We start from the raw sequence: 25,668 nt of genomic DNA on the forward strand, positions 1-25,668 counted from the left end.
TCTCTTATAAATTTCTTACTGCCTTTTTAAATTGACGCCCTCTATCTTCGTAATTATCAAATAAATCGAAACTTGCACAAGCAGGAGAAAGTAAAACAGTGTTACCTCTTTCTGCTAATTTATGAGCAACCTTTACAGCTTCTTCAGCACCAGCAGTCTCCACTATGGTTTCTATAACGTTTCCAAACGTATGTTTAATTTTTTCGTTATCAATACCTAAACAAACAATTGCTTTTACTTTTTCTCTAACTAAAGGCAACAAGTCAGTATAATCGTTACCTTTATCCACTCCTCCAACAATCCATACTGTTTGTTGATCCATACATTCTAAAGCATAAAATGTAGCATTAACATTAGTTGCTTTAGAGTCATTTATATAATGTACATCTTTAATTTTTGCCACATTTTCTAAACGATGTTCTGCTCCTTCAAAATTAGACAAGCTTTCTTTAATAGCTTCTTTTCTAACTTTTAATAACTGAGCAGCCATTGTAGCTGCCATAACGTTTTTAGTATTGTGTTTTCCTTTAATTGATAATGATGATATTGGCATTTGTAATGTATGTTTTTGAATGTTGATTGTTAGTATATTGTTTTTTAAAAATGCTCCATATTCGAGCTCTTTATTTAATGAAAATGGAACTAATTGTGCTTTTGTTTTATTTTCTTCTAACCCTTTTGCAATTACATCATCATCTGCGTCATAGATTAGAAAATCTTTAGCTTCTTGATTTTTAGTAATGCTAAATTTTGAGTTTATATAGTTTTGAAAATCGTAATTATACCTATCTAAATGATCTGGTGTAATATTGGTTAGAATAGCTATGTGTGGTTTAAAATCTAAGATTCCATCTAACTGAAAACTGCTTATTTCTAACACATAGTTATCATAATTATTTTTGGCAACTTGCATTGCAAAACTGTCTCCAATGTTACCTGCAGCACCAACATGTAAACCTGCACTTTTTAAAATATGATGCGTCAACAATGTTGTTGTTGTTTTACCATTTGAACCTGTTATACCAACCATAGTTGCTTTAGTAAAGGCTGCTGCAAATTCAATTTCAGAAATTACTGGAATTGCATTTTTAACTAATTTTTGAACTATAGGAACTGTATCTGGAATTCCAGGACTTTTCATAACAACATCAGCCGCTAAAATTTTAGCTTCTGAGTGTTGATTTTCTTCAAAATTTATTTGGTGATGTAAAAGAACTTTTTTGTATTCTTTGGTTATTGCTCCTTTATCAGAAACAAAAACTTTATACCCTTTTTGTTGTCCTAAAATGGCTGTACCTACTCCACTTTCTCCTCCTCCAAGAATCACCAAAAACCCACCCTCTCCTAAATAACCTAGAATTGATTTTTCTGTATTTTTTTGATGCTTCATATTTTTAATAAAAGTCACTCTTGCTTTCCAAAGGAAAAGTTAAGACTAGTACTTTTTACCTTAATTTTAATGTTACTATTGTAAATACTGCTAATAGAATTCCTACAATCCAGAAACGCACTACAATTTTACTTTCGTGATAACTTAACTTTTGATAGTGGTGATGTAAAGGAGACATTTTAAAAATTCTCCTTCCTTCACCATATTTTTTACGTGTGTACTTAAACCAAGAAACTTGCATGATTACTGATAAGTTCTCAACCACAAAAATTCCTGCTAAAATTGGCAACAACAATTCTTTACGAATGGAAATGGCTATAACCGCTATGATTCCTCCAATAGTTAAACTACCTGTATCACCCATAAAAACTTGAGCAGGGTAAGTGTTATACCATAAAAATCCGATTAAAGCTCCTGCAAAAGCAAGAATAAAAACAGTCATTTCACCAGAATTAGGAATGTACATGACATCTAAATAATCTGCGAAAATGATATTACCAGAAACCCAAGCAAAAACAGCGAGTGTAATTACAATTATTGCTGATGAACCTGCTGCTAAACCATCAATACCGTCTGTTAAATTTGCTCCATTAGAAATACCTGTTACAATAAATACTGTAATAAAAATGAAAACAATCCATCCATGTTTTTCATATTCATCACCTAAAAAACTTAAGGCTTTAGAATACTCCAGCTCATTGTCTTTAAAAAATGGCACTGTTGTTTTGGTAGATTTATGTGCCTCTCCAAAAACTTGGTTTCTACCATTTTCTTGAATAGTTTGTTGCTTAATTGGCAATTGTTCTTTGATAGTTACACCCTCATTAAAATATAACATAGAACCCACAATTACACCTAAACCAACTTGCCCTAATACTTTAAACTTACCACTTAGACCTGCTTTATCTTTTTTGAAAACTTTTATATAATCATCTAGAAAACCAATAAAACCCATCCAAACTGTGGTAATTAGTAAAATAATTATATAAATATTATCTAACTTAGCAAGTAAAATTGCAGGAATAAGAGTAGCTAAAATTATTATGACACCACCCATTGTTGGTGTTCCAGATTTTTGTTTTTGACCTTCTAATCCTAAATCTCTTACTGTTTCTCCTACTTGCTGTTTTCTTAAAAAATTAATTATTCGTTTACCATAAATAGACGAAATTAAAAGAGACAGAATAAACGCTGCAGCTGCTCTAAATGTGATAAACTGAAATACACCTGCACCTGGAATGCTAAACTGGGTATCTAAATATTGAAAAAAATAATACAGCATTCTATTTCTTTTTTAGTTGATTAAAACAATTAGTAACTTCTTCTAGATCATTAAAATGAGTTCGCTCTCCATTTATTTCTTGATAACTTTCATGACCTTTACCAGCAATTAAAATAATATCTCCAGCATCTGATAACTTACAAGCTGTTTTTATGGCTTGCTGTCTATTAATCACTGTAAGTGTTTTGTTGTAATGTTCAGGAGAAATACCCGCTTCCATTTCATCTAAAATACTTTGTGGATCTTCTGTTCTTGGATTGTCTGAAGTAAATATTGCTTGATTACTTAAATAAGCAGCTATATTTGCCATTTTTGGTCTTTTAGTTTTGTCTCTATCACCTCCACAACCAACAACCGTAATTACTTTTTCGTTATTGGTTCTGATATCATTTATAGTTTCTAAAACATTTTTTAATGCATCTGGCGTGTGTGCATAATCTACAATTGCTGTGACTCCATCATCAGAAACAACATATTCAAAACGACCATTTACACTTTCTAACTGACTTATAATTGGTAAAATTTCTAGCCTCTCCAAACCTAGTAACTCTGCAGTTGCAATAATTGCTATAAGATTGTAGATATTAAAAACACCAATTAATTTTGTCCAAACCTCTGTATTATCAATAGAAATTAAAGTACCTGATAAATGTTTTTCTAAAATCTTAGCTTTAAAGTCAGCCATTGTTTTTAAAGCATATGAGTATTTTTTAGCCTTTGTATTTTGCAATACGAAACTCCCATTTTTATCATCGATGTTGGTTAAGGCAAAGGCAGATTTTGGTAAAAAATCAAAAAAATTCTTTTTTACATTTCTATACTCAGAAAAATCTTTATGGTAGTCTAAATGATCGTGAGATAAGTTTGTGAAAATTCCACCTCTAAAATGTAAACCCTCTATTCTCTTTTGATGTATACCATGTGAACTCACCTCCATAAAACAGTACTCTACACCTTCATCTAACATTAAATCTAGGTACCTATTTATAGTTACAGAATCTGGAGTTGTGTGGGTAGCTTTATATTCTTTATTATCAACTAAAACTTTAACTGTAGATAATAAACCTACCTTGTAACCCGCCTTTCTAAAAAGCTGATAAAGTAAAGATGCTATTGTGGTTTTACCGTTAGTACCTGTTACACCAATTACAGAAAATTTCGTCGATGGATTTTCATAAAAGTTAGCTGCCATTATTGCTAAAGCCTCATTTGCATCAGCTACTCTTACATAAGTAATTCCCTCTTGCCTATCAAAAGAAAACTTTTCGCAAACTACTACTTTTGCTCCAAGTGCTATTGCTTTGTCTACATACAAATGACCATCAACATTTACTCCTTTCTGAGCAATAAAAACAGCATCTTTTTTAACAGCTCTTGAATCGAATACAAGTTGATTTACCAAAACATTAGTATCTCCATAAACTTGTTTAATTGCCACTTTATATAAAATGTCTTGTAATTTTCTCAAGCTATGAAAGTTTTAAAGTTATGGTTTCTCCTTTTTTCAACATCACGCCTTTTTTAATAGATTGATTTTGAACTTTCCCTACACCTTCAGCTCGAACTTTTAATCCTATATTTTCTAATAAAGCAATGGCATCCATGCCGTTCATACCTTTCACATCCGGAACTTTTGTATGAACTTTATTTAAAACTTCGTTAAATGTATTATATGCTTCATCTATAGAGGTAAAGTAAACCTCATCAGTTACAGTTTGATTGTTTATAGGAGTGGCGGTATAGATCTTTTGAGCAATTTCTTTAAATACTGGTGCTGCCACTGTTGCTCCATAGTACCCTTTTTCTTTTTTTGGATCGTGGACCACAACAATACATGAATATTTAGGCTCCTCTACTGGAAAAAAACCAGCAAAAGAGGCTGTGTAATGCTTTGTAGAGTAATACCCACCTTCCCAATCACCATTGCTGTTTTTTACTCTTGGCATAAACTTTTTTGCAGTTCCTGTTTTACCTGCCATAGAAAAATTTGGAGAATAAATATTAGTTGCAGTTCCTTTAACAACTACATTCTCCATTACTTTTTTAATTTTATTTAAAGTTTCATTAGAAGCTATTTTAGGATGAAGAACTTCAGTAGAAAAAATTTTTTCTGCTTTATCCTCTCTTCTCAATTCCTTTACAAATCTTGGTTTAACCATAATTCCGTTATTTGCGACCGCATTGTAAAACATTAGTGTCTGCATAGGTGTTACAGAAACTCCATAGCCCCAAGACATCCACTCTAAAGAAATTTTACTCCAAGATTTATCTTTAGGCTTTGGCACATAAGGTTTCCCTTCTCCTTTTATAGAAAATCCAATAGGTTTTGTGAATCCATAGGTTTCTAATTTAGAGATAAACTTCTCTGGATAGTCATCATAATGTTCTTTGATTAATTTTACAATGCCAACATTAGAAGAGACCTCAAACGCTCGGGCTGCTGAAATTTTACCATAGCCTCCTCTTCTTGAATCTTCCACTTTTTTTCCATGAATGTAAATTCGACCTTTTTCAGTATCCACAACAGTTGAGGTATCTATTTTTTTATCATCTAAAGCCGCCATTAAACTGGCTAACTTAAATGTAGATCCTGGCTCATGGCTTTCCCAAACTGCATAGTTTCTTTTTTCGTAGTATTTTCCTTTAGAAGTTCTGCCAAGATTAGAAATTGCTTTTACCTCACCAGTTGCAGTTTCCATAACAACAGCACAACCATGATCTGCTTCAAAATATTCCAATTGCCTTAGTAAGGCATGATGAGTTATGTCTTGAATATTTACATCTATAGTAGTTATTACATCATGCCCATCTATAGGTTCTTTTTCATTTACATCAGAAATAGGTTTCCATTGATTTTTAGCAATCTTTTGTTTCCATCGCAATCCATTTTCACCTTGCATAAAATCAGCAAAAGCTCCTTCTATACCAGCCTCACCTCTAAAATCATCATACCCTATTGTTCTTTCTGCTATTTTTCCTATTGGATGTGCTCTTACTGTTTTATGTTCTGCAATAAAACCACCCCTATATACACCTAATTTAAAAATAGGGAATTGCTTTAATTTTAAATAATCATTGTAACCAACATTTCTAGCGATAAGTAAGTATCTATTTTTTTGTTTTCTAGCAGCTCTTAACTTAGCTTCATAGTAACTTTTACTTTTCCCAAACATAACTCCTAACTCTTTTGCTAGGTTTGCAACATTTTTCTCAAAAACAGTAGCATCTATTGCTAAAAGATCTACTCTAATAGTAAATTTAGACATAGACGTTGCTAACAAATTACCGTCTGCAGCATATACATTTCCCTTATTTGCATATACAGTATCTTGTTTAACGGTTAGCTCTGTAGCAAGTTTTTTATATTTTTCTCCCTGAAAATATTGTATATTGATAACACGAAAAATAATTGCAAAAAGAAAAAGCGTCATAAAAGAAGCTACTATGTAGAATTTTGTAAGTATGCTTTTTTTGTGAGTTGCCAATTGTATTTAATCTTTATAAGTTACTTTAATCTTTTCTGGGGGAGTTTCTGAGGGCTTCAACCCAATTTTTAATGCATTTTCCCTAATACTAGACTCCATTTTCATTCGCATTAATATGGTGCCTGTATCTACATAAGCTGCTCTTAATTCCCGTTTCTTTTTATTTAGTTCAGCTATCTTTATTACTTTTTTGTCAATATTATGAGCACTTGTAATTGTTATTAATAGCAAGGAAACAATAAAAAGGATAACCTTCCAATTGCTAAAAGCGGACTCATCTGTGAGAAAACTTCCTCTTAGAATGTCATATATATTCCTCTTAACCTTTAACATTACTTTAGAGTAGCCAGCCTTAACTTGGCACTTCTTGCCCTATTATTAACTTTTATTTCTTCTTTAGAAGGGACAATCAACTTCCCTACTTTCTTTAAAGGTTCATTAGAGTTTCCAAAAACATCTTTTTCAGGCTCACCTTCAAACAATCCAGTTCTAATAAAACGCTTGACCAACCTATCTTCTAGAGAGTGGTAAGAGATTACACTTAGCCTACCATCATCAGACAATAAATTTGGTATTTGCTCTAAAAACTCTTTTAAAACCGATAACTCTTCATTAACCTCAATTCTTATCGCTTGAAAAATTTGTGCTAAAATTTTATGTTTTTTTGCGTTTGGTAAAAATGCCTTTAATACTTCTTTCAATTGAAAACTAGTTTCAATAACCCTAGTCTTTCTTTCATGCACAATAGTTCGTGCTAACTTCCTTGAATTCCTTAACTCTCCATATAAAAATAGAATTTCCGCAAGTTTTTCTTCAGAATATTGATTAATTAATTCTTTAGCAGAAACTTTAGATTTTTGATTCATTCGCATATCTAAATCGCCATCAAATCGGATGGAAAAACCCCTTTCAGCTTCATCAAACTGATGAGAAGAAACCCCTAAATCCGCAAGAACACCATCTACCTTTTTTATGCTATGAAATCTTAAAAAACGAGAAATGTACCTGAAGTTTTCAGGGATTAAAACGAAACGCTCGTCGTCTATAACGTTTTTAAGCGCATCAGGATCCTGGTCAAAAGCAAATAATTTACCGTCTTTCCCTAAACGTTTTAATATTTCTTTAGAATGACCTCCACCACCAAACGTCACATCCACATAAACACCATCTTCCTTAATGTTTAAACCACTTATACTTTCCTCTAGTAAAACTGCATTATGATAACTCATCCTCACCTGTATTTCCCATCACTTCCTCTGCTAAATCTGAAAAATTTTCAGCAGCATTCTCTATCGCATTCTCATACCTATCTTTATCCCAAATTTCAATAATGTTTACTGAAGAAGACATAACCACTTGCTTTTTTATCCCTGCAAAATCAGACAGGTTTTTAGGGATTAAAATTCTACCAGTTGCATCTAACTCAAGTAATTTTACCCCAGCAGTAAAACGTCTTATAAAATCATTATTTTTTTTCTTAAACTTATTTAAGCGATTTACTTGAGCCATAGTTGTGTTCCATTCTTTTAAAGGATACAACTCTAAACATTTCTCAAAAACCGATTTTTTTAAAACAAACCCATCTTGTAGTATAGGCGCTACCTGCTTTTTAAAAGCAGAAGGAAATAATACCCTGCCTTTAGCATCTGCTTTACATTCATATGTACCTATTAGGTTAATCACTTAAAAAAGATTTAATTAAAATCAAAAATATATAAAAATTACCACTTTTTACCACTTTTTACCACTTTGTTAATAAAAAGAAAGATTTCTTAACATTCATAGTATTTAAGAGATTGTTAATAACCTAAAATGGGATCATTTTTAATTAATTCTTATATCATAAAAAAGAAGTACATTTGCTTCTTAGCGATTCAAATAAAAATCAATGACTGACAAGTTAAAAACTGAAGATAAGTTTACATATGCAGAAGCTGGTGAAGGACCTGCAATCATTGTTTTACACGGATTAATGGGAGCTTTAAGCAACTTTGAAGCTACTTTTAATTTTTTTTCAAACAAGGGTTACAGGGTACTTATCCCAGAATTACCTTTATATACTTTACCACTAGCCAAAACTAATGTTAAAAATTTGGCAAGCTATTTACAAGACTTTTTATCTTTTAAAAAAATTGACAAAGCAATGCTTTTAGGAAACTCTTTAGGTGGTCATATTGCTTTGTATTTCACAAAACACTATCTTGAAAAAGTAAATGCACTTATACTAACAGGTAGTTCAGGGCTGTATGAAAACGCAATGGGAGGTAGTTTCCCTAAAAGAGGAAATTATGAATATATAGAACAAAAGGTTAGAGATGTTTTCTATGACCCTAAAGTGGCAACAAAAGAACTAGTAGATGATGTATATGCAACTGTAAATGACAGAATGAAAGCCTTAAAGACACTTTCTATTGCCAAAAGCGCTATAAGACATAATATGGCTAATGATTTACCAAAAATGACACTTCCTAGTTGTTTAATTTGGGGAAAGCAAGATGGTGTTACTCCACCAGAAGTAGCAGACGATTTTTACAAACTATTACCAAACTCAGATTTATTTTGGATTGATAAATGTGGTCATGCTGCAATGATGGAAAGACCTACAACTTTTAATCAAATTTTAGACAGCTGGCTAACTACTAGAAAATTATAAAACTTATTTTATTTTGAAAATTAAGTCTGCTGAATTTGTAATGAGTAACAGTAATGTTATTAATGCTCCAAAAGATAGAATACCAGAATATGCATTTATAGGACGTTCTAATGTTGGTAAATCTTCATTAATTAATATGTTAATGGAGCGTAAAGATTTGGCAAAAATTTCTGGAAAACCAGGTAAAACGCAACTAATCAACCACTTTAAAATTAACGAAGAATGGTTTTTGGTAGATTTACCAGGATATGGTTATGCACAAGTCTCTAAAAAGAAAAGAGTAATTTTTCAGTATTTCATAGAGAATTACTTTAAAGAAAGAGAACAATTGGTTTGCACCTTTGTCCTAATTGATTCTAGACACGATCCTCAAAAAATAGACCTAGATTTCATGCAATTTTTAGGAGAAAATCAAATTCCGTTTTGTTTGGTTTTTACAAAAGCAGATAAATTAGGAAGCTCAAAATTAAACAAGCAAACTACTTCTTACAAAAAGAAATTATTACAACATTGGGAAACATTACCAATGAATTTTTTAACCTCTTCTTCTACAGGATTAGGCCGAAAAGAATTTCTAGATTTTATTGATGGCATAAACGAAGACGTTGCTAAAGATTTTAAATAAATTTAGCTATAGCTGTTATGCATTCTACTAAGCAAAACTTACAAGTACTTTTTGAAGACAATCATCTTATTATTGTTAATAAAAGATCTGGAGATATTACTCAGGGTGATAAAACTGGTGATAAACCTTTAAGTGATGTAGTAAAAGAATATATTAAAGACAAATACAACAAGACTGGTAATGTTTATTTAGGTTTAGTGCATAGGTTAGATAGGCCAACTTCTGGAGTTATAATTTTTGCAAGAACCTCTAAAGCTTTAGAGCGTTTAAATAAAATGTTACGTGACAAGGAAATTCATAAAACGTATTGGGCTGTTGTAAAACATTATCCAAAGAAAGAAAAAGTAACATTAATCAATTACCTGAAAAAAAATCCGAAGAATAATAAATCTAGTGTTTTTCAAAAGGAAATTGAAGGCTCTAAAAAAGCAATTTTACATTATTCTACTCTAAAAAAATTAGACAATTACGCACTCTTAGAAATTGATTTAGAAACAGGAAGACATCATCAAATTAGAGCGCAATTATCTAATATAGGATATCCTATTAAAGGCGATTTAAAATATGGTTTTAACAGAAGTAACAAAGATGGAAGTATTCATTTACATGCCAGAAAAATAGAATTTATACATCCTGTTGCTAAAGAGAAAATTTCTATTCTTGCACCAACACCAAACGATGTAATTTGGAACGCATGTAAGTAATTACTATATTTAAGAAATTAAATTCTAAATGAAATCCCTAAAATACTTTACCATTTTAGTTCTACCATTAATAGTATACATTTCTTTTACAAATAAAGGTTGGCTTACTTATTTACCTGCACTTGTTTTTTTTGGATTAGTTCCACTTTTGGAGTTTTTTATAAAACCTAACACCCATAATCTCTCAAAAGAAGAAGAAAAAATAGAAAAAGAGAACAAACTATACACGTATTTACTATATGCAACTCTACCCATGCAATTTGCGTTCTTAATCTTCTTTTTTTATGCAATTCAAGAACCAAACCTTAATAACTCAGAAATCTTTGGTAGAATTTTTGGAATGGGTATCATGAGTGGAGTAATAGGTATTAATGTAGGTCACGAATTAGGACATAGAAACCAAAGGTTTGATGAATTTATTGGCGAAATTTTATTGCTTTCATCTTTAAATACTCACTTTTTACCCTACCATAATGGAGGTCATCATTATAATGTTGCCACACCAAAAGACGCAGCTACTGCTAGAAAAAACGAGGTTTTATTCATTTTTTGGATTCGCTCTCATTTTACAAGTTACTTCCAAGCTTGGCAATTAGAAAACAAACGCATGAAATCTTTAAATAGAGATTTATTTCATTATCAAAATAGAATGATAATATATACACTTTGCAACATATTTCTACTAGCACTAATCTATTTTATTTTTGGGCAATTTGTGCTATTCGCATTTATAGCAGCAGCAGTAATTGGCATTCTTTTATTAGAGACCGTAAATTATATAGAACATTATGGTTTGTTGCGTAAAAAGAACAATCATGGAAGATATGAACGTGTAAAAAGAAACCACTCTTGGAATAGTAATCATCAAGTTGGGCAAGTTTTACTTTTTAATTTGTCTAGACATTCGGATCATCATTATAATGGTTCTAAACATTATCAATTATTAAAATCATTGCCAGAAAGTCCGCAAATGCCAACAGGTTATCCAGGCATGATGTTACTTTCGTTTATACCGCCAATTTGGTTTTGGGTAATGAATAAAAAATTAAATAAGCTATCATAGATACTTTATGAATCAAGAAAAAACAGTTTCTGCAGCAATTAACTACAGAAGATCAGTAAGAATTTATGATGACAAGAACCCCATACAAACAGAAATTGTTAAAAAATGTTTAGAACAAGCTGCTTTGGCTCCTAATAGTAGTAATATGCAGTTGTGGGAGTTTTACCACATCACTTCTAAAGATATTATAGGTAAAATTGCGCCTTTCTGTTTTAATCAAAATGCAGCAAGAACTGCACAGCAATTGGTGATTTTTGTAACGCGTAAAGATTTATGGAAAAAGCGAGCACAAGCCAATTTAAAGTTTATTGATAAAAAATTTGGAGCAGATAACCCAAAAAGCGAACAATCTAGTAGAGAAAAAACAGCAAGAAATTATTATGGTAAAATTATACCTTTTGCTTATGCTGATTTTTTGGGAATTCTAGGTTTTTTAAAATTTATAATGGTTACAATAATTGGTTTTTTCAAACCGATTTACAGGCAAGTTAGAAAAAGTGATATGAGAATTGTAGCTCATAAAACTTGTGGTTTAGCAGCAGAAAACTTTATGATATCTATGGCTGCAGAAGGTTATGATACTTGCCCAATGGAGGGTTCAGATACACTTAGGGTTAAAAATTTGTTAGACTTACCTTTTGGTGCTGAAATTAACATGATAATTTCCTGTGGAATTAGAGATCCAAAAGGTGTTTATGGAGAACGTTTTAGAATTCCATTCAACGAAATTTACAAAGAAGTATAGCTTAAGCTAATCTTTTGGCTGTAAGACCAAAACATTTTCGCTTTTCTTTATTTCTTCCTCATTTAAACTCATTTTCACAAATTTACCATCTACAAATTTTTGAGCTTGATCTTTATAATGCTCACTAAAAACATTACCAGATTGACCTGTTGGTAAAATTGCTGAACTGTTTTCTATGTCAGAAAAATCGATAACTCTTCTTGTTGACGGGCCAGCTGTAATTTTATAAACTCCTGTACTATCTAATTTAAAAATTTGATTATTAATTACTTCATTACCTCCTATAGTTTCAAATGGACCAACATTAAAAATGCTTCTTAAAATGCCACCTGCTTTACCAATAGCATGTTCATGCTCTAAAGAAATTACTCTTTTCCACAACCAATTATCAACATTTTCTCCTAACTGATTTTCTAAAAAAGCATACGTATCTAAAAATGAAGAGGTAATAATTTCTGCTCTAGATTCTTTTCTAGATGCAGTTTTTACATTATCCCACCAAATGGAATTTTCTCTATTAATTTGAATTGGCAATGCCTGATCTTGCAATTGAGAATTAATAAACAACTCGAAACTTCCTCCTAATTCGTCTTTATAAGTAGCTGCTAAAACTTCGTATAAAAATCGATTGTAAATAGTTGGTGCAATTGCTTTTTTTTGATAATCACCATTCCAATTTTCTAGAATAAAAATTGCTTTTTTCTGTGAGGTAGATAAATTCTCTTGATCTACACACTGTATTAAATCATTTGCAATATCAGAAACTGTAGCAGACTGCACATCATAAATCATATTTTGTACATCTTCTTTCGTAAAATCGTTTTTTTTATTTAATAAAGCTGATATTCTCTTAGCTCTATCTTGTGGTTGATAATATCCTGGATACAATTTACCCCTAACAGAAGCTGGCTGATTATTTGCAGAATACACGTAATTCCAAGAAGGATTCACTGCTTGCGGATTTTCATCAAAAGGTAAAAATTCAGTTATTTCATCATTTCCAGAAGCACCATTTAAATACAATTTAGAAGACAAACTATCTCTTAATTGATATAGTTTAGCAGAGGCAAACCAAGCTATATTTCCTTTTGCATCTCCATACATTACATTTAACCCTGGAGCATTTATTTTAGCCACAGCCTCTCTAAATTTTGATAATGATTTTGTATGAGACATTTCATAAGAAACATCTAATTGCTCATTTTTTAATTGCGTATATAACCAATGCATGGCTATAGGTCTATCGCCGTTCATATGAGAAATTAAACCATTCATTATGGGGCCATGTTTAGATACTTTTACAATAAAAGTAGTATCAGCTTCATCTTTAATTTTTATGTTTTTACTTAATAGTTTGTAATCTTTATAACCTTCTGAGGTTTTATATTGATTGTCATTATCGACATTGTTTTCCTCTACATAAAAATTTAAATCATCATTAGCTAACATGGTTAAACCATAAGCATATTCTCTATTATGCCCTAAAAGCGGAAATGGCATTAAGGCTATGTTAAATCCGAAAATTTCAAAATCTGGAGTTTTTATATGATTTTCGTACCAAACAGAAGGTTGTGAATAACCAATATGAGGATCATTTGCAAAAAGCACTTTTCCGTTCTTAGTTTTTTCTGGTGCTATTACCCAAGAGTTACTCCCAATAAAAGTAGACACTGGTAATTTATCCATCAATCTACTTACTGCTGCAGAAAGTTTACCCTTAATTTCTTTAGTCTCGTATTTATTTATGGTTAACTCATTAAGATCAGTCGTCATTATTTCATTCAAATATGCATCACCTAACTTCTCTTTTATCTCCGTTAAAAGAGGATCTGTTTTATGGGCTACAGCAAAACTGAAAGCCATATAACCAAACACATTGTAAACATCTTTAATTGTATAGTTTTCTTTTTCTACACCTACTAAAGAGAACTCTATAGGAGTTTTACCTTCGTTTATGTATTGGTTAATTCCATTTAAATAAGCCTCTGTTGATAAATAAGACTGACTATTTTTATCTATTGTTGCAATGGTTTTTTCAGCAGCTTCTTCTATACCTAAACCCGAAAAAAACACATCTGTTTGTAACAAATCTTTTCCAAATATTTCAGACAATCTACCAGAAGCAATTCGTCTAATCAGCTCCATTTGCCATAATCGGTCTTGTGCATGAACGTAACCCAAAGCAGTATATGCATCTTGCTGATTTTGTGCTTCAAGATGCGGAACACCAACCTCATCAAAATAAACCGTTACTTCATCAGATAAATTATTTAATTTTAATTCTCCAGAATAATTAGGTTGATAACTTTTAGAATACATCCATGCACCTAAAACTACAAGCACTATTAAAACTAAAATAACTTTTAAAGTTTTTTTGATAAATTTCATTTGAAAAGTTTTGATGTAGCCAAAGATAAAATAATTATGTTGTATTTTTGATACACTAACAATTTGATGATTTATGAATAAAATTCAAATGGTTGATTTGCAAAAACAATATCAACAGATAAAAGAAACTGTAGACAACACAATACAAGATGTTTTAAACTCATCTTCTTATATAAATGGCCCTTTAGTTAAAGATTTTCAGAAAGATTTAGAGGCTTATTTAAATGTAAAACATGTTATCCCTTGTGCAAATGGAACAGATGCTTTGCAAATAGCAATGATGGGCTTAGGATTAGAGCAAGGTGATGAAGTTATTACTGTAGATTTTACATTTGCAGCAACTGTAGAAGTAATTGCGTTGTTAAAATTAACACCTGTTTTGGTTGATGTTGACAAGAAAACCTTTAATATAGACATAGATGCTTTAAAAAAGGCAATAACACCAAAAACAAAAGCTATAGTCCCTGTTCATTTATTTGGGCAAGTTGCAAATATGGATGCCATTTTAGAAATAGCAAAAGAACACAATCTATTTGTTATTGAAGATAATGCACAAGCAATTGGAGCGAACTACACCTTTAAAGATGGTGCTCAACAAAAAGCAGGTACTATTGGAGATGTAGGTACTACTTCTTTTTTTCCATCTAAAAACCTAGGTTGTTATGGAGATGGAGGTGCTATTTTTACAAATAATGATGAGCTGGCACACACCATTCGTGGAATTGTAAACCATGGAATGTATGAGCGCTATTATCATGATGTTGTAGGTGTAAATTCTAGACTAGACTCTATACAAGCAGGAGTTTTAAAAGCAAAATTACCTCATTTAGATACCTATTGTACTGCTAGAAGAAATGCGGCTCGTTTTTACAATAATGCTTTTGCAAATCATTCTGCAATTGTAACACCAACTGCACAATCTAACAAAACAGCCAACTGTGGCCAAATTTGCGAGGTTTGTGATTGTCATGTATTTCATCAATATACTTTACAAATAACAAACGGTCAAAGAGATGCTTTACATAAACATTTGTTGAGTAAAGAAATTCCAAATGCTATATATTATCCTGTAGCTTTACATGCCCAAAAAGCATATAAAGATGACAGATATTATGAAGCAGATTTCCCTGTGACTAATGAATTAATAAAAACGGTTATTTCATTACCTATGCACACAGAATTAGAGGAAGATCAATTGCAATTTATTACTAACACAATTTTGGATTTTTTAAACTAAATTCATCAGATACAATTAACCTTTTTTTAAAAAGTTAACCAATGAAAAAGATTTTAGTAACAGGAGGTCTAGGATTTATAGGCTCTCACACAGTAGTTGAACTACAAAACGAAGGTTTTGAAGTTGTAATTATAGACGACCTATCTAACACCACCTTATCAGTTTTAGACAGCATTACAGATATTACAGGCGTAAAGCCAACATTTCACAAAGCAGATGTTCGAGTTAAAAGTGATATTAAAACTGTTTTTGACGCTCATGATATAGATGGTGTAATTCATTTTGCAGCTTTTAAAGCTGTTGGTGAAAGTATAGCGAAACCATTAGATTATTACGAAAATAATTTAAGCTCTTTAATTTACATGTTGCAAGAACTAAGAGATAGAAAGTTAGACAATTTTATTTTCTCGTCTTCTGCCACTGTCTATGGAGAACCAAACCATTTACCTATAACAGAAAATGCTCCTGTTAAAAAGGCTGAATCTGTTTACGGAAACACTAAAAAAATTGGTGAAGAAATTATAAGAGATGCAAGTAAAGCTTATAGCATTAATGCAATTGCTTTACGTTATTTTAATCCAATAGGTGCACATGCTTCTGCTAAAATCGGTGAATTGCCTCTGGGTGTTCCTCAGAACTTAATTCCATTTGTAACACAAACAGCTGCAGGTATTCGTGAGCAATTATCTGTTTTTGGAGATGATTACCCAACCAAAGATGGTACTGCAATTCGTGATTATATTCATGTAGTAGATTTAGCCAAAGCACATATAGCAGCTTTAAAAAGATTAATCAATAAAAAGAATAAAGAGTCTTTTGAGTTTTTTAATATTGGAACAGGTAAAGGTACTTCTGTATTAGAGGTAATTCATACCTTCGAAAAAGTAAATAACTTAAAATTGAATTACAAAATTATAGGCAGAAGAGATGGAGATGTAATGTCTTGCTATGCAGATACTACAATTGCAAATAACGAATTGAATTGGAAAACAGAAATTGAGCTAGATGAAGCCTTACGTTCTGCTTGGCAATGGCAACAAAAACAATCTGTTTAAAAAAAGAAAACCTCAAAAACACCATAATGCTTTTGAGGTTTTTTTATTGAAGCAAATTTCAATTACCCTTTAACAGGAACAGAAACTCTGGTTTTCCCCCAGCCTAAATGCATCATTGCTTCTTCATCTTCACCATCAAAAACAATAGAAAAAGCTTCTAGACTATTTTTAGCTTGAGAAACCGCTGCTTCTACTCTTGCAACGTCTTCTTTTTTATCATAAAAGTAAGAACCCCAAACATTTTTTTGGTTACTTAAAATTACCGTCCAATTTCCATATTTAGGAATTGTAAATAAAGTATAGGTTCCTGCCTTTACTCTTTTATCTCCAAACATTACATTTTTATAAAATGTAATTTCTGCAGCTTCATTTGCACCTGTTCTCCATACTTTTCCATTTGGAGCTAACTTGTCTAAAGATCTTCCTTTTAACTGTGGTCTACTATAAATCACCTTTACAAGTTTATCTGCTTCTCTCCAATTAGAAGGATAAGATGCAGCATCCATAGGGCTTACATCCATTTTAGGAAATTCTTGAGCAGTAACTTCTGAAGATGAAATTAAGGCGATTGTAAAAATTGCGATTGTAAAAACTGCTTTTTTCATGTTTATTAAATTTTAGTTTTTGTTGTATCTCTGTCTTCCAAAGTTATAAAACCTTGCACAAAAGCGACTTATTTTTTAATGACAATTGCAGTCTGAACTACAACCTTTAGATTGTCTTGTAGGCAATACATATTTTTTAACTAAAAAAAGTAGTGCAAATGCTAACAAAACATAAACAATAACTTCTTGCATTAACTTAATATTTGATAGGTTAATAAAGAGGAAACATAGGCTAAAAATGCCATTCCAAATAATTGAATTAAAGGCCACTTCCAAGTTTTTGTTTCACGTTTCACAATGGCTAATGTTGCCATACACTGCATAGCAAAAGCATAAAACACCATTAAAGATATACCTACAGGGAAATTAAATTGCTTTTTACCTGTATCTGGGTTTATCTCTGAAGCCATTTTTTGTTTAATGGTAGTTGTATCTTCATCATCTGCTTGAACACTATAAATTGTAGCTAAAGTACCTACAAAAACTTCACGAGCTGCAAATGATGTTATTAATGCGATACCAATTTTCCAGTCATAACCCAAAGGCTTTATAGCTGGCTCTATAGATTTACCCAACATACCAATGTACGATTTCTCTAATTTGGTTGATGCTATTCTTTGCTGAATCTCTTCTTGACTTAAATTCTGATTTTCAACTTTGGCAATTACAGTTTGTTCTGCATTCTTAAACTCATCACCTCCATTAGAAGCCAAAAACCAAAGAATTACAGATAATGCTAATATTATTTTACCAGCGCCAAAAACAAATGCTTTTGTTTTTTCTACAACTTCGTAAAACACATTTTTAAAGGATGGTAGTTTATAATTTGGCATTTCTATCACAAAAAATGACCTTGCCTTTATTTTTAAAGTTTTATTTAAAATGTATGCTCCTAAAATTGCAGAAGCAAAACCGAGTGCATACAACAACAATAAAACCAAACCTTGTAAATTTAAGAACCCTAATATTTTAGTGTCAGGAATAATTAGTGCTATCAAAATTGCGTAAACTGGTAACCGAGCAGAACAAGTAGTAAATGGTGTAACTAAAATGGTAATTAAACGTTCTTTCCAGCTACTTATGGTTCTTGTTGCCATTATTGCAGGTATCGCGCAAGCAGTTCCAGAAATTAAAGGAATTACACTTTTACCATTCATACCAAACCGTCTCATGATTTTATCCATTAAAAACACAACTCGACTCATGTAACCAGTTTCCTCTAAAATGGCTATAAACAGAAATAAGATAGCTATTTGCGGAATAAAAATTACAACCCCTCCAATTCCAGGAATAATTCCTTCTGTTAATAAATCTGTAAAGACGCCTTCAGGCAAGCTATTTCTTGTAAAGTTTGCAAGTTCAGCAAAAATACCGTCAATAAAATCCATAGGTACAGAAGCTATATCAAATATAGATTGAAAAATGATGAGTAAAATCAAAAAGAAAATAGCATAACCAAATATCTTGTGTGTAAATATTTTATCTAACCTACTTCGTAAATCTTTTGCTTTAGATTTATCTACAATGTAGGTTTTCTTTAGTATTTTATTAATTTCTTGATATCTGTAAATCGTTTCTTTATGTTGATATTTTTTTAATTTAGGAACATCTTTCTTAAAAGACAACAACTTTTCTTTCTCTTCTTTTGTAATGGTATCTGGATAATTATTTTGAGTTACCATTAACCACAATTCATACAAAGAGTAATTGGGGCTTATTTTCTTGAGATTTTCAAAATAATCTGGATCTATCTTAGAATTGATACCACATAAAGGGGATGCTTTTGCTACAACATGACAACGAATTATTGCTTCTTTAACGTCTTGAATACCTTCATTTTTTCTTGCACTAATTAAAACAACCTCTGTATTTAACTCTTTTTTTAAGAGTGATAAATCGATAGAAATGCCTTTTCTATTCATTTGATCTACCATATTAATAGCCAATACAGTTGGTATTTCTAAATCCTTAATTTGAGAAAAAAGTAAAAGATTACGTTTTAAATTTTCGACATCTGCAACTACTAAAATTACATCTGGAGATGCTGCAATGTCTTTTTTAAGTAACGTTTTTAAAACGATACTTTCATCTAAAGAAGTTGGATTTATACTGTATGTACCTGGTAAATCTGTAATGATTGCATTTTGTGTAGCAGACAGTTTACTTTTACCTAGCTTTTTATCTACAGTAACACCTGGATAATTACCAACTTTTTGGTTTAAACCTGTAAGTTGATTAAACAATGAAGTTTTACCTGTATTTGGATTACCTATTAAAGCAATTTTGATATCGTTTTTAGACATTAAATTTCGCTTTTAAGGATTTGAATAATTGCTGCAGTCTCTTTTCTAATAGCTAAATGACTACCATTTACGCATATATAAATTGGATCTTTTAGAGGTGCTTGCTGTATTAACTCTACTTCAGCCCCAGGCAAACAACCCATTTCTAATAACTTTAATGGAATTATCTCTAAAGATTCTTCAGATATATAACCAATTTCCCCAATATTTAAAGATGCAATTGTATTCAAAAGATTTTTTATTTGGTTAGCAAAGATAATACTTTAGAATGATTCTAAACAAGTTATTTGCGTTCATATTCTTCTTTTAACAAAACCATATCATCTTTCAACTTTTGCATGTCTTCGTTGTTAGTCCCATCATAATACCCACGTATGCGTCTTTCTTTGTCTACCAAAACAAATTGCTCTGTATGAATAAAGTCATCTTCTCCTCCATCACCATCTTCTATTACAGCAAAATAACTTTTTCTTGCTAACTCGTATATGTGTTTTTTAGCACCTGTGGTTACATTCCATTTACCATCAATAACACCTTTATATTTTGCATATTCTTTTAATACAGGAACACTATCCATAACTGGTGTAACTGAATGACTTAGAAACATAATATCATTATCAGCTTTATAATATTCTTGAAGCTCGTTCATATGATATGCCATTGTTAAACAGATATTGGTGCATCTTGTAAAAAAGAAATCAGCAATGTAAATTTTATTATTATAGTCTTTCTGAGTTATGTTTTCTCCATTCTGATTAATCAATTCAAAATTTGCAATGGTATGGTCTTTAGTTATGTGCTTCATCGATTCGTGCACCAAACTTGGGTTTACATCTGAAGGACTATATACTTTTAACTTCTTATCTACTTTTAATAAGTGATAAAACACAGGGACAGTTATTGCAGAAAAAATGACTAAAAAAATTAAAGTAGCCTTACTTTTTTTAAAAAAGGTAACATCCATAGTACATATAATATTATACAAATTTACGGTTTAAAAAAATCAGAAAAAAGCGGTCATATGTCTTTGTAACTTAAAAGACTGTTAATTTACAAATACTGGGTTTAAGTTTACTTTTTAAACTCTCATTAAAAATGTACCTTTGTGGCTTTTATAAATTAGAGGAAACACCAAATGGAAATCATAATAAAAGCATCACAATTCATTTTAAGCTTATCATTATTAATTGTTTTGCACGAATTGGGGCATTTTATCCCTGCAAAATTATTTAAAACAAGAGTAGAAAAATTTTATTTATTCTTCGATTACAAATTTTCTATTCTAAAGAAAAAAGTGGGGGAAACCGTTTACGGTATTGGTTGGATTCCTTTAGGAGGGTATGTAAAAATATCTGGAATGATTGATGAAAGCATGGATACTGAACAAATGAAACAACCTGCTCAGCCTTGGGAGTTTAGATCAAAACCAGCATGGCAACGTTTAATTATCATGTTAGGTGGTGTTTTCGTAAACTTTGTACTAGGTATCTTTATCTACATCATGTTAATGTATTCATATGGAGAACAATATTTACCAAATGATAATGTAAAAGATGGGGTCTGGGTACAAGACTCTTTAGCTATGAATTTAGGATTACAAACTGGTGATAAAATTTTAACGATAGATGGTCAAAAGATTAAAAAATTCGCCAATTTATCTTTAGAATTTATTAATGGTAATCGTTTTGAAGTTGAAAGAAATGGAGAAATACTATACCAAGATATACCTACAGATTTTATTTCTCAATTAATGGACAGAGGTAAAAATGCAGGCCCTTTTTTATACCCACGCTACCCTTTTGTTATAGGTCAAATTTCTGAAGATTCACCAAATTTAGAAAGCACACTAGAAGCTAAGGACATCTTAATAAGCATAAACGGAACGCCTTTAAAATATTATGATGAAGCTAAGCGTATTTTAGATATGTATAAAGGCCAAGAAGTAACTGCCACTGTAGTAAGAAACAATACAAATAAAGAACTTAATTTACAAGTTACAGAGCAAGGGACTTTAGGAGTTGTTTTTACCGCTGTTCCATTATCTGATTTAGAAAAATTAGGATATTATGACCTAGCCGATATTGAATATTCATTTGGAGAAGCAATTCCAGCAGGAGTTAATAAATCATGGAAAACTTTAACTGATTACGTAAAACAATTAAAGAAAATATTTAATCCTAGCACAGGAGCTTACAAAGGCTTAGGTGGTTTTATTTCTATAGGAAGTATTTTCCCAGATGAATGGAGTGCAGTATCTTTTTGGAACATAACCGCTTTCTTATCCATTATGTTAGGTTTTATGAACTTATTACCAATACCAGCTTTAGATGGTGGTCATGTTGTGTTTACACTTTGGGAAATGATTACTGGAAAAAAACCAAGAGATAAATTTTTAGAATATGCACAGTTAGTAGGTTTTGTTTTATTGATAGCACTACTTCTATTTGCAAACGGAAATGATTTATTTAGGTTACTAAAGTAAATTCAACAAATAAGAAAAACCTTACTTCTAGTAAGGTTTTTTTATACTTATATAGAGCGAAAATTATTACACTAAACAGTTTTAGTCAACTTTTTTCAACTATCTCTTGTTCTTTAAAACAAATCTATTTGATAGCAGTGGTGCTAAAAATGTTTAATTATAATTCGTAAAAAAACCATTGCGCTAAAAAATAGTGCAATGGTTAAATGAATATTTATACCTAAATATTCCTCTAAAGATTATAACGTAAACCAAATAAAACAGAAGTACCTGGCATTGGCACATAACCCGTTTCTATATAATCTGCATCAAATATATTATTAGCAGTTACAGTAAAACTAAATTTATTAAAATCTACAATTACAGAAGCATCCCAAACATTATAACTTTTACCAATAGTTCGTTCTGCATGTTTATATATAATATTTTGTCTTACATTTTTAAACAGCTTACTTGCAAAACAAGTTATAAATTGGTGCTTTAAGGTGCTTAAAGAATAACGCGAAAATTCTTTCTTTTCTTCTGTAAAATTATCATCTAAAAAACTATATCCAAATGATAGAGTTTGTTTAAATTGATTAATTTTAAAACGGTAATCTGCATTAAACTCAAAACCTTTTGTATTAAATTTTGGAATATTAGTTGCAGCATACTTTGAGTTTAAATCGAATCTAATAAAATCAATTAAATTATCAGCATCTCTATTAAAAAATGCTATAGAAGTTGTAAATCTATCTGAATTATATTTCAATCCAATTTCTTGCGCAAATGCTTCTTCTGGTTTTAAATTTTCGTTACCAATAGTACTTCTGTCATTATAAAACAAATCTGTATATGTTGGTATTCTATACGTAACCCCTAAATTACCATAAGCTTTTAAATTATCAGACAAATTAAAACCAATGTCTAATCCTGGAAAAGCATGGAATTTAAAATCAGAAAAATAAGTAACCGCAACTCCAGGAGTAATATCTATTTTGTCATCTACTAATTTAAAACGGTGTTCTAAAAACAAATTTACCATGGTTCTTTTTCTATTTCCCAAATTATTACTGCTAATAAAAACTCTAGAAATATCTACTCCAAAACCTGTAACTCCTAAATTTGATGTGTAAGAAGCATTTGTTTCTAAACCTACCTTATTAGTAATATGCAAGTTTCTATACACACTTGGATTGTCTCTTATATACACATAATCATCTTGACCTCTTTTCCAATAAACTCTTGGTGTAATTTTAAATTTTTCCGTTTTAAAAACAGTAGAAGCACCTAACAAACTACTTTGCGTTTCTTCATATTGTTCAGTGGCAGTTGCACTTGCATAAAAACCGTTTGCACCAAATTTTTTATCAAAAAAAGTAGCAATTACTTCTATAGGTTGCTCCTTTTTATTAAAAATTCCTTTTAAGAAATAATTGTTGTTATCATAATCTGAATTATTTCTGTAACCGTCAGAAGTTAAAGCACCAACATGTGCAATAAAAGACGAATTCTTAAACTCTTTACCAACAGTTACAGAACCATTTAATTGGCCAAAAGAACCTGCTTCTAGATTTGCAGAAACTGTGTTTTCTAAATTCTTTTTTGTAACAATATTTATAGCTCCTGTAAATGCATTTTGCCCAAAAACTCTGGCAGCAGGACCCTTTATAATTTCTATTCTTTCTATTACTTCTATAGGCAAAGCAGCATTCATGGTGTGGTGCCCAGTTTGTGCATCATCCATTTTAATACCATCAATCAATAATAAGGTTTGATCAAAACCACCACCTCTAATATATAAATCTGCTTGACTACCTGCAGTACCTCTTCTTCTAATATCTACACCTGCTACTAATTGTAAAAGATCTGCAACATTGGTTGCGGCACTATTTGCAATGTTTTTACTAGTCACAATTTTAATAGTTCTAGAGTTTTCTTTAAAAGGAATGTCTATTCTAGTTGATGTAATTACAACCTCTTTTAATGTATCGTTCTGTATCGTATTTGATTGAGCTCTAAATAAAGAAGAACTGGTTAAAATAATAACAAGTAATAGAGAATTTTTAATTTTCATAATATAAAGTTAAATCTACTGCAAAAATCGTAACTTTATGGATAAATTTAATAGTCCGGTTTTGCACATGGAAGATAGTCCACTTTTATCGATAATTCAAAATAACATCAATTTTGATAAATCTAAAACGCAAGCAATTTACATTCAGGCTGCTCAAAATTTTATTGGCCTATTTCAAAGAAAAATAATTCTAGAAAAGACAAAATTACCCGGCACAAGAGCGCTAGCTAAAACTTTACAAATACACAGAAATACTGCTGTTGCAATTTATGATGAGTTAGCTTCACAAGGTTGGGTAGACATAAAACCCAATAAAGGAACGTTTGTATCTGTCAGAAAAACAACTTCTACTAACAAAAAGAGTAAGACTGATTTTTCTACAAAATCTACGATTTCTGAAACTACTGGATTCCATTTTCAAAAATCGTTTCACTTGGCGTCTACAGTGCAATCAACAGAAGCAAAATACTCTATAAATGATGGTAAGCCAGACTTACGTTTGCATCCTGTACATCAATTTACAAGATGGTATAGTGCAGCCATGAAACGAAAAACTTTAATTAAAAAATGGAACAGACCACAAGAGGCTTCACTTTCTATGTTTCAAACACAATTATGTAATTATTTAAATGCTACAAGAGGCTTAAATGTAAGTCCAAAAAACTTAATTAACACAAGAAGTACTGAGATGAGTTTGTACATTGTATCTCAGCTTTTAATTCAGAAAGATGATGTTGTTTTGGTAGGCGAATTAAGTAATTACGCTTCAAACATGATTTTTCAGCAGGTAGGTGCTAAGCTGATAACAATACCTGTTGATGAAGAAGGTTTAGATGTAGAATTTATCAGAAAAAATTTTATTAAAAGTAGCATTAGGTCTGTTTATGTTTGTGCCCACAGAGATTACCCTACGACTACTACCTTATCCTATAATAGAAGAAAAGCATTACTGGAATTGGCCAAAGAATTTGGCTTTGCCATTATTGAAGATGATTTTGATTATGATTTTCAATTTGATGGCTCTCCTAATTTACCAATGGTAAATTCAGACGAAAATGGATTGATAATTTACTTAGGTAAACTCGGCCAATCATTATTTCCAAGCTTTCAAACAGGGTTTGTAATTGCTCCAGAGAACTTAATTCAGGAAGCTAAGAATTATCTTTACTTAATAGATGAGCAAGGAGATCTTATACAGCAACAAATGTTATCTGAACTTATTAATGAGGGTGAAATTTATATATTAATGCAAAAAAATATTGTAGTCTATAAAGAACGAAGAGATTACTTACATCAATTACTTACTCATCAATTTAAAAATATTGCTACTTGGAAAATTCCTAATGGAGGTTTAGCCGTTTGGTTATCTTTTACACAAAATATTCCTTTAGTAAAATTGGCTAAAGAAGCTGAAAAAAATAATTTATTTTTGCCTAAAACTATTTTATATCAAACTAAATCTAATTGTGCTATTCGATTTGGCTTTGGTCATTTAAATAAGGAAGAATTGGGAAAAGTCGTTTACATATTAAAAAATGCGTACGAAAGCATTAATACCCATAAAATACCTGTTTAAAATCATTATATTTAGATAA

Annotated in this window: 22 protein-coding genes; 9 read left to right on the plus strand and 13 right to left on the minus strand. The window is 31.0% G+C overall.

Features of this window, described 5'->3' with window-relative positions; genetic code table 11:
• Positions 1-4: 4 nt before the first annotated feature.
• From murD to mraZ, 7 genes are read right to left on the minus strand one after another with little or no spacing between them, the layout of a single operon-like run.
• Complete coding sequence (murD, locus tag Q0L44_RS01745; protein WP_296634414.1) at positions 5-1,390, minus strand: UDP-N-acetylmuramoyl-L-alanine--D-glutamate ligase; 1,386 nt, start codon at positions 1,388-1,390, stop codon at positions 5-7.
• A 55-nt stretch (positions 1,391-1,445) separates the two neighbouring features.
• On the minus strand, positions 1,446-2,672 hold the full coding sequence (gene mraY / locus Q0L44_RS01750) for a phospho-N-acetylmuramoyl-pentapeptide-transferase (RefSeq protein ID WP_296634415.1): 1,227 nt from the start codon (positions 2,670-2,672) through the stop codon (positions 1,446-1,448).
• A gap of 1 nt (position 2,673) precedes the next feature.
• A complete protein-coding gene (locus tag Q0L44_RS01755; RefSeq protein ID WP_296634416.1) occupies positions 2,674-4,140 on the minus strand; it encodes a UDP-N-acetylmuramoyl-L-alanyl-D-glutamate--2,6-diaminopimelate ligase in 1,467 nt (488 codons plus the stop codon).
• Between the two features lies 1 nt (position 4,141).
• Positions 4,142-6,103, minus strand: coding sequence for a penicillin-binding protein (locus tag Q0L44_RS01760; protein WP_296634715.1), 1,962 nt, complete (start codon positions 6,101-6,103; stop codon positions 4,142-4,144).
• A 60-nt stretch (positions 6,104-6,163) separates the two neighbouring features.
• Entirely contained in the window at positions 6,164-6,490 is a 327-nt protein-coding gene (locus Q0L44_RS01765) for an FtsL-like putative cell division protein (protein ID WP_296634419.1), read from the minus strand.
• Entirely contained in the window at positions 6,490-7,386 is an 897-nt protein-coding gene (gene rsmH / locus Q0L44_RS01770; RefSeq protein WP_296634421.1) for a 16S rRNA (cytosine(1402)-N(4))-methyltransferase RsmH, read from the minus strand. Before rsmH ends, Q0L44_RS01765 begins: the two co-directional genes overlap by 1 nt.
• Positions 7,373-7,840 carry a division/cell wall cluster transcriptional repressor MraZ gene (mraZ, locus tag Q0L44_RS01775; RefSeq protein WP_296634425.1) on the minus strand — a complete coding sequence of 156 codons (468 nt, stop codon included), beginning with the start codon at positions 7,838-7,840 and terminating at the stop codon, positions 7,373-7,375. The genes rsmH and mraZ overlap by 14 nt, the downstream gene beginning before the upstream one ends.
• Before the next feature lie 205 nt (positions 7,841-8,045).
• On the opposite strand from mraZ, the gene Q0L44_RS01780 reads away from it, so the two are divergent.
• Genes Q0L44_RS01780 through Q0L44_RS01800 form a run of 5 tightly spaced genes read left to right on the plus strand, consistent with a single transcriptional unit; the run spans position 8,046 to position 11,947 of the window.
• Complete coding sequence (locus Q0L44_RS01780; RefSeq protein WP_296634427.1) at positions 8,046-8,810, plus strand: alpha/beta hydrolase; 765 nt, start codon at positions 8,046-8,048, stop codon at positions 8,808-8,810.
• A gap of 13 nt (positions 8,811-8,823) precedes the next feature.
• On the plus strand, positions 8,824-9,435 hold the full coding sequence (yihA, locus tag Q0L44_RS01785) for a ribosome biogenesis GTP-binding protein YihA/YsxC (RefSeq protein ID WP_296634430.1): 612 nt from the start codon (positions 8,824-8,826) through the stop codon (positions 9,433-9,435).
• Positions 9,436-9,452: 17 nt separating this feature from the next.
• Positions 9,453-10,139: an RluA family pseudouridine synthase gene (locus Q0L44_RS01790; protein WP_296634433.1), complete on the plus strand. Its 687-nt coding sequence runs from the start codon at positions 9,453-9,455 to the stop codon at positions 10,137-10,139.
• Between the two features lie 28 nt (positions 10,140-10,167).
• Positions 10,168-11,202 carry an alkane 1-monooxygenase gene (locus Q0L44_RS01795; RefSeq protein WP_296634435.1) on the plus strand — a complete coding sequence of 345 codons (1,035 nt, stop codon included), beginning with the start codon at positions 10,168-10,170 and terminating at the stop codon, positions 11,200-11,202.
• 7 nt (positions 11,203-11,209) lie between these two features.
• A complete protein-coding gene (locus Q0L44_RS01800) occupies positions 11,210-11,947 on the plus strand; it encodes a nitroreductase family protein (RefSeq protein ID WP_296634438.1) in 738 nt (245 codons plus the stop codon).
• A gap of 6 nt (positions 11,948-11,953) precedes the next feature.
• Here Q0L44_RS01800 and Q0L44_RS01805 read toward each other — a convergent pair whose 3' ends face one another.
• Complete coding sequence (locus tag Q0L44_RS01805) at positions 11,954-14,335, minus strand: penicillin acylase family protein (protein ID WP_296634441.1); 2,382 nt, start codon at positions 14,333-14,335, stop codon at positions 11,954-11,956.
• A 73-nt stretch (positions 14,336-14,408) separates the two neighbouring features.
• Between Q0L44_RS01805 and Q0L44_RS01810 the strand changes: the two genes are divergently transcribed.
• Both Q0L44_RS01810 and galE read left to right on the plus strand, forming a co-directional pair.
• Positions 14,409-15,572, plus strand: a complete 1,164-nt coding sequence (locus tag Q0L44_RS01810) for a DegT/DnrJ/EryC1/StrS family aminotransferase (RefSeq protein ID WP_296634444.1) — start codon at positions 14,409-14,411, stop codon at positions 15,570-15,572.
• A 41-nt stretch (positions 15,573-15,613) separates the two neighbouring features.
• The gene (gene galE, locus Q0L44_RS01815) at positions 15,614-16,627 is read left to right on the plus strand and encodes a UDP-glucose 4-epimerase GalE (RefSeq protein ID WP_296634446.1); all 1,014 of its coding nucleotides are present in this window, start codon (positions 15,614-15,616) and stop codon (positions 16,625-16,627) included.
• A gap of 62 nt (positions 16,628-16,689) precedes the next feature.
• Here galE and Q0L44_RS01820 read toward each other — a convergent pair whose 3' ends face one another.
• The 4 genes from Q0L44_RS01820 to Q0L44_RS01835 all read right to left on the minus strand — a co-directional run bounded on the left by Q0L44_RS01820 (position 16,690) and on the right by Q0L44_RS01835 (position 20,499).
• The gene (locus Q0L44_RS01820; RefSeq protein ID WP_296634448.1) at positions 16,690-17,232 is read right to left on the minus strand and encodes a DUF2911 domain-containing protein; all 543 of its coding nucleotides are present in this window, start codon (positions 17,230-17,232) and stop codon (positions 16,690-16,692) included.
• A 191-nt stretch (positions 17,233-17,423) separates the two neighbouring features.
• Positions 17,424-19,535 carry a ferrous iron transport protein B gene (gene feoB / locus Q0L44_RS01825; RefSeq protein WP_296634449.1) on the minus strand — a complete coding sequence of 704 codons (2,112 nt, stop codon included), beginning with the start codon at positions 19,533-19,535 and terminating at the stop codon, positions 17,424-17,426.
• Positions 19,535-19,765, minus strand: a complete 231-nt coding sequence (locus Q0L44_RS01830; protein ID WP_296634451.1) for a FeoA family protein — start codon at positions 19,763-19,765, stop codon at positions 19,535-19,537. Before Q0L44_RS01830 ends, feoB begins: the two co-directional genes overlap by 1 nt.
• Positions 19,766-19,818: 53 nt before the next feature.
• Entirely contained in the window at positions 19,819-20,499 is a 681-nt protein-coding gene (locus Q0L44_RS01835) for an SCO family protein (RefSeq protein WP_296634717.1), read from the minus strand.
• A 171-nt stretch (positions 20,500-20,670) separates the two neighbouring features.
• Here Q0L44_RS01835 and rseP point away from each other — a divergent pair, with 171 nt between their 5' ends.
• A complete protein-coding gene (gene rseP, locus Q0L44_RS01840) occupies positions 20,671-22,017 on the plus strand; it encodes an RIP metalloprotease RseP (protein WP_296634454.1) in 1,347 nt (448 codons plus the stop codon).
• A gap of 232 nt (positions 22,018-22,249) precedes the next feature.
• Here the strand turns inward: rseP and Q0L44_RS01845 are convergent, their stop codons facing one another.
• Complete coding sequence (locus Q0L44_RS01845; protein WP_296634456.1) at positions 22,250-24,073, minus strand: TonB-dependent receptor; 1,824 nt, start codon at positions 24,071-24,073, stop codon at positions 22,250-22,252.
• Between the two features lie 67 nt (positions 24,074-24,140).
• Here Q0L44_RS01845 and Q0L44_RS01850 point away from each other — a divergent pair, with 67 nt between their 5' ends.
• Positions 24,141-25,649, plus strand: coding sequence for a PLP-dependent aminotransferase family protein (locus tag Q0L44_RS01850; protein ID WP_296634719.1), 1,509 nt, complete (start codon positions 24,141-24,143; stop codon positions 25,647-25,649).
• Positions 25,650-25,668 lie beyond the last annotated feature (19 nt).

This window comes from Polaribacter sp., assembly GCF_024639685.1.
GTDB lineage: Bacteria > Bacteroidota > Bacteroidia > Flavobacteriales > Flavobacteriaceae > Polaribacter.

Coding starts and splice junctions, on each gene's coding strand:
- murD (WP_296634414.1), bottom strand. CDS start 1,390: ATGAAGCATCAAAAAAATACAGAAAAATCAATTCTAGGTTATTTAGGA.
- mraY (WP_296634415.1), bottom strand. CDS start 2,672: ATGCTGTATTATTTTTTTCAATATTTAGATACCCAGTTTAGCATTCCA.
- Q0L44_RS01760 (WP_296634715.1), bottom strand. CDS start 6,103: ATGACGCTTTTTCTTTTTGCAATTATTTTTCGTGTTATCAATATACAA.
- Q0L44_RS01765 (WP_296634419.1), bottom strand. CDS start 6,490: ATGTTAAAGGTTAAGAGGAATATATATGACATTCTAAGAGGAAGTTTT.
- rsmH (WP_296634421.1), bottom strand. CDS start 7,386: ATGAGTTATCATAATGCAGTTTTACTAGAGGAAAGTATAAGTGGTTTA.
- Q0L44_RS01780 (WP_296634427.1), top strand. CDS start 8,046: ATGACTGACAAGTTAAAAACTGAAGATAAGTTTACATATGCAGAAGCT.
- Q0L44_RS01790 (WP_296634433.1), top strand. CDS start 9,453: ATGCATTCTACTAAGCAAAACTTACAAGTACTTTTTGAAGACAATCAT.
- Q0L44_RS01795 (WP_296634435.1), top strand. CDS start 10,168: ATGAAATCCCTAAAATACTTTACCATTTTAGTTCTACCATTAATAGTA.
- Q0L44_RS01800 (WP_296634438.1), top strand. CDS start 11,210: ATGAATCAAGAAAAAACAGTTTCTGCAGCAATTAACTACAGAAGATCA.
- Q0L44_RS01805 (WP_296634441.1), bottom strand. CDS start 14,335: ATGAAATTTATCAAAAAAACTTTAAAAGTTATTTTAGTTTTAATAGTG.
- Q0L44_RS01810 (WP_296634444.1), top strand. CDS start 14,409: ATGAATAAAATTCAAATGGTTGATTTGCAAAAACAATATCAACAGATA.
- galE (WP_296634446.1), top strand. CDS start 15,614: ATGAAAAAGATTTTAGTAACAGGAGGTCTAGGATTTATAGGCTCTCAC.
- Q0L44_RS01820 (WP_296634448.1), bottom strand. CDS start 17,232: ATGAAAAAAGCAGTTTTTACAATCGCAATTTTTACAATCGCCTTAATT.
- feoB (WP_296634449.1), bottom strand. CDS start 19,535: ATGTCTAAAAACGATATCAAAATTGCTTTAATAGGTAATCCAAATACA.
- Q0L44_RS01835 (WP_296634717.1), bottom strand. CDS start 20,499: ATGGATGTTACCTTTTTTAAAAAAAGTAAGGCTACTTTAATTTTTTTA.
- rseP (WP_296634454.1), top strand. CDS start 20,671: ATGGAAATCATAATAAAAGCATCACAATTCATTTTAAGCTTATCATTA.
- Q0L44_RS01845 (WP_296634456.1), bottom strand. CDS start 24,073: ATGAAAATTAAAAATTCTCTATTACTTGTTATTATTTTAACCAGTTCT.
- Q0L44_RS01850 (WP_296634719.1), top strand. CDS start 24,141: ATGGAAGATAGTCCACTTTTATCGATAATTCAAAATAACATCAATTTT.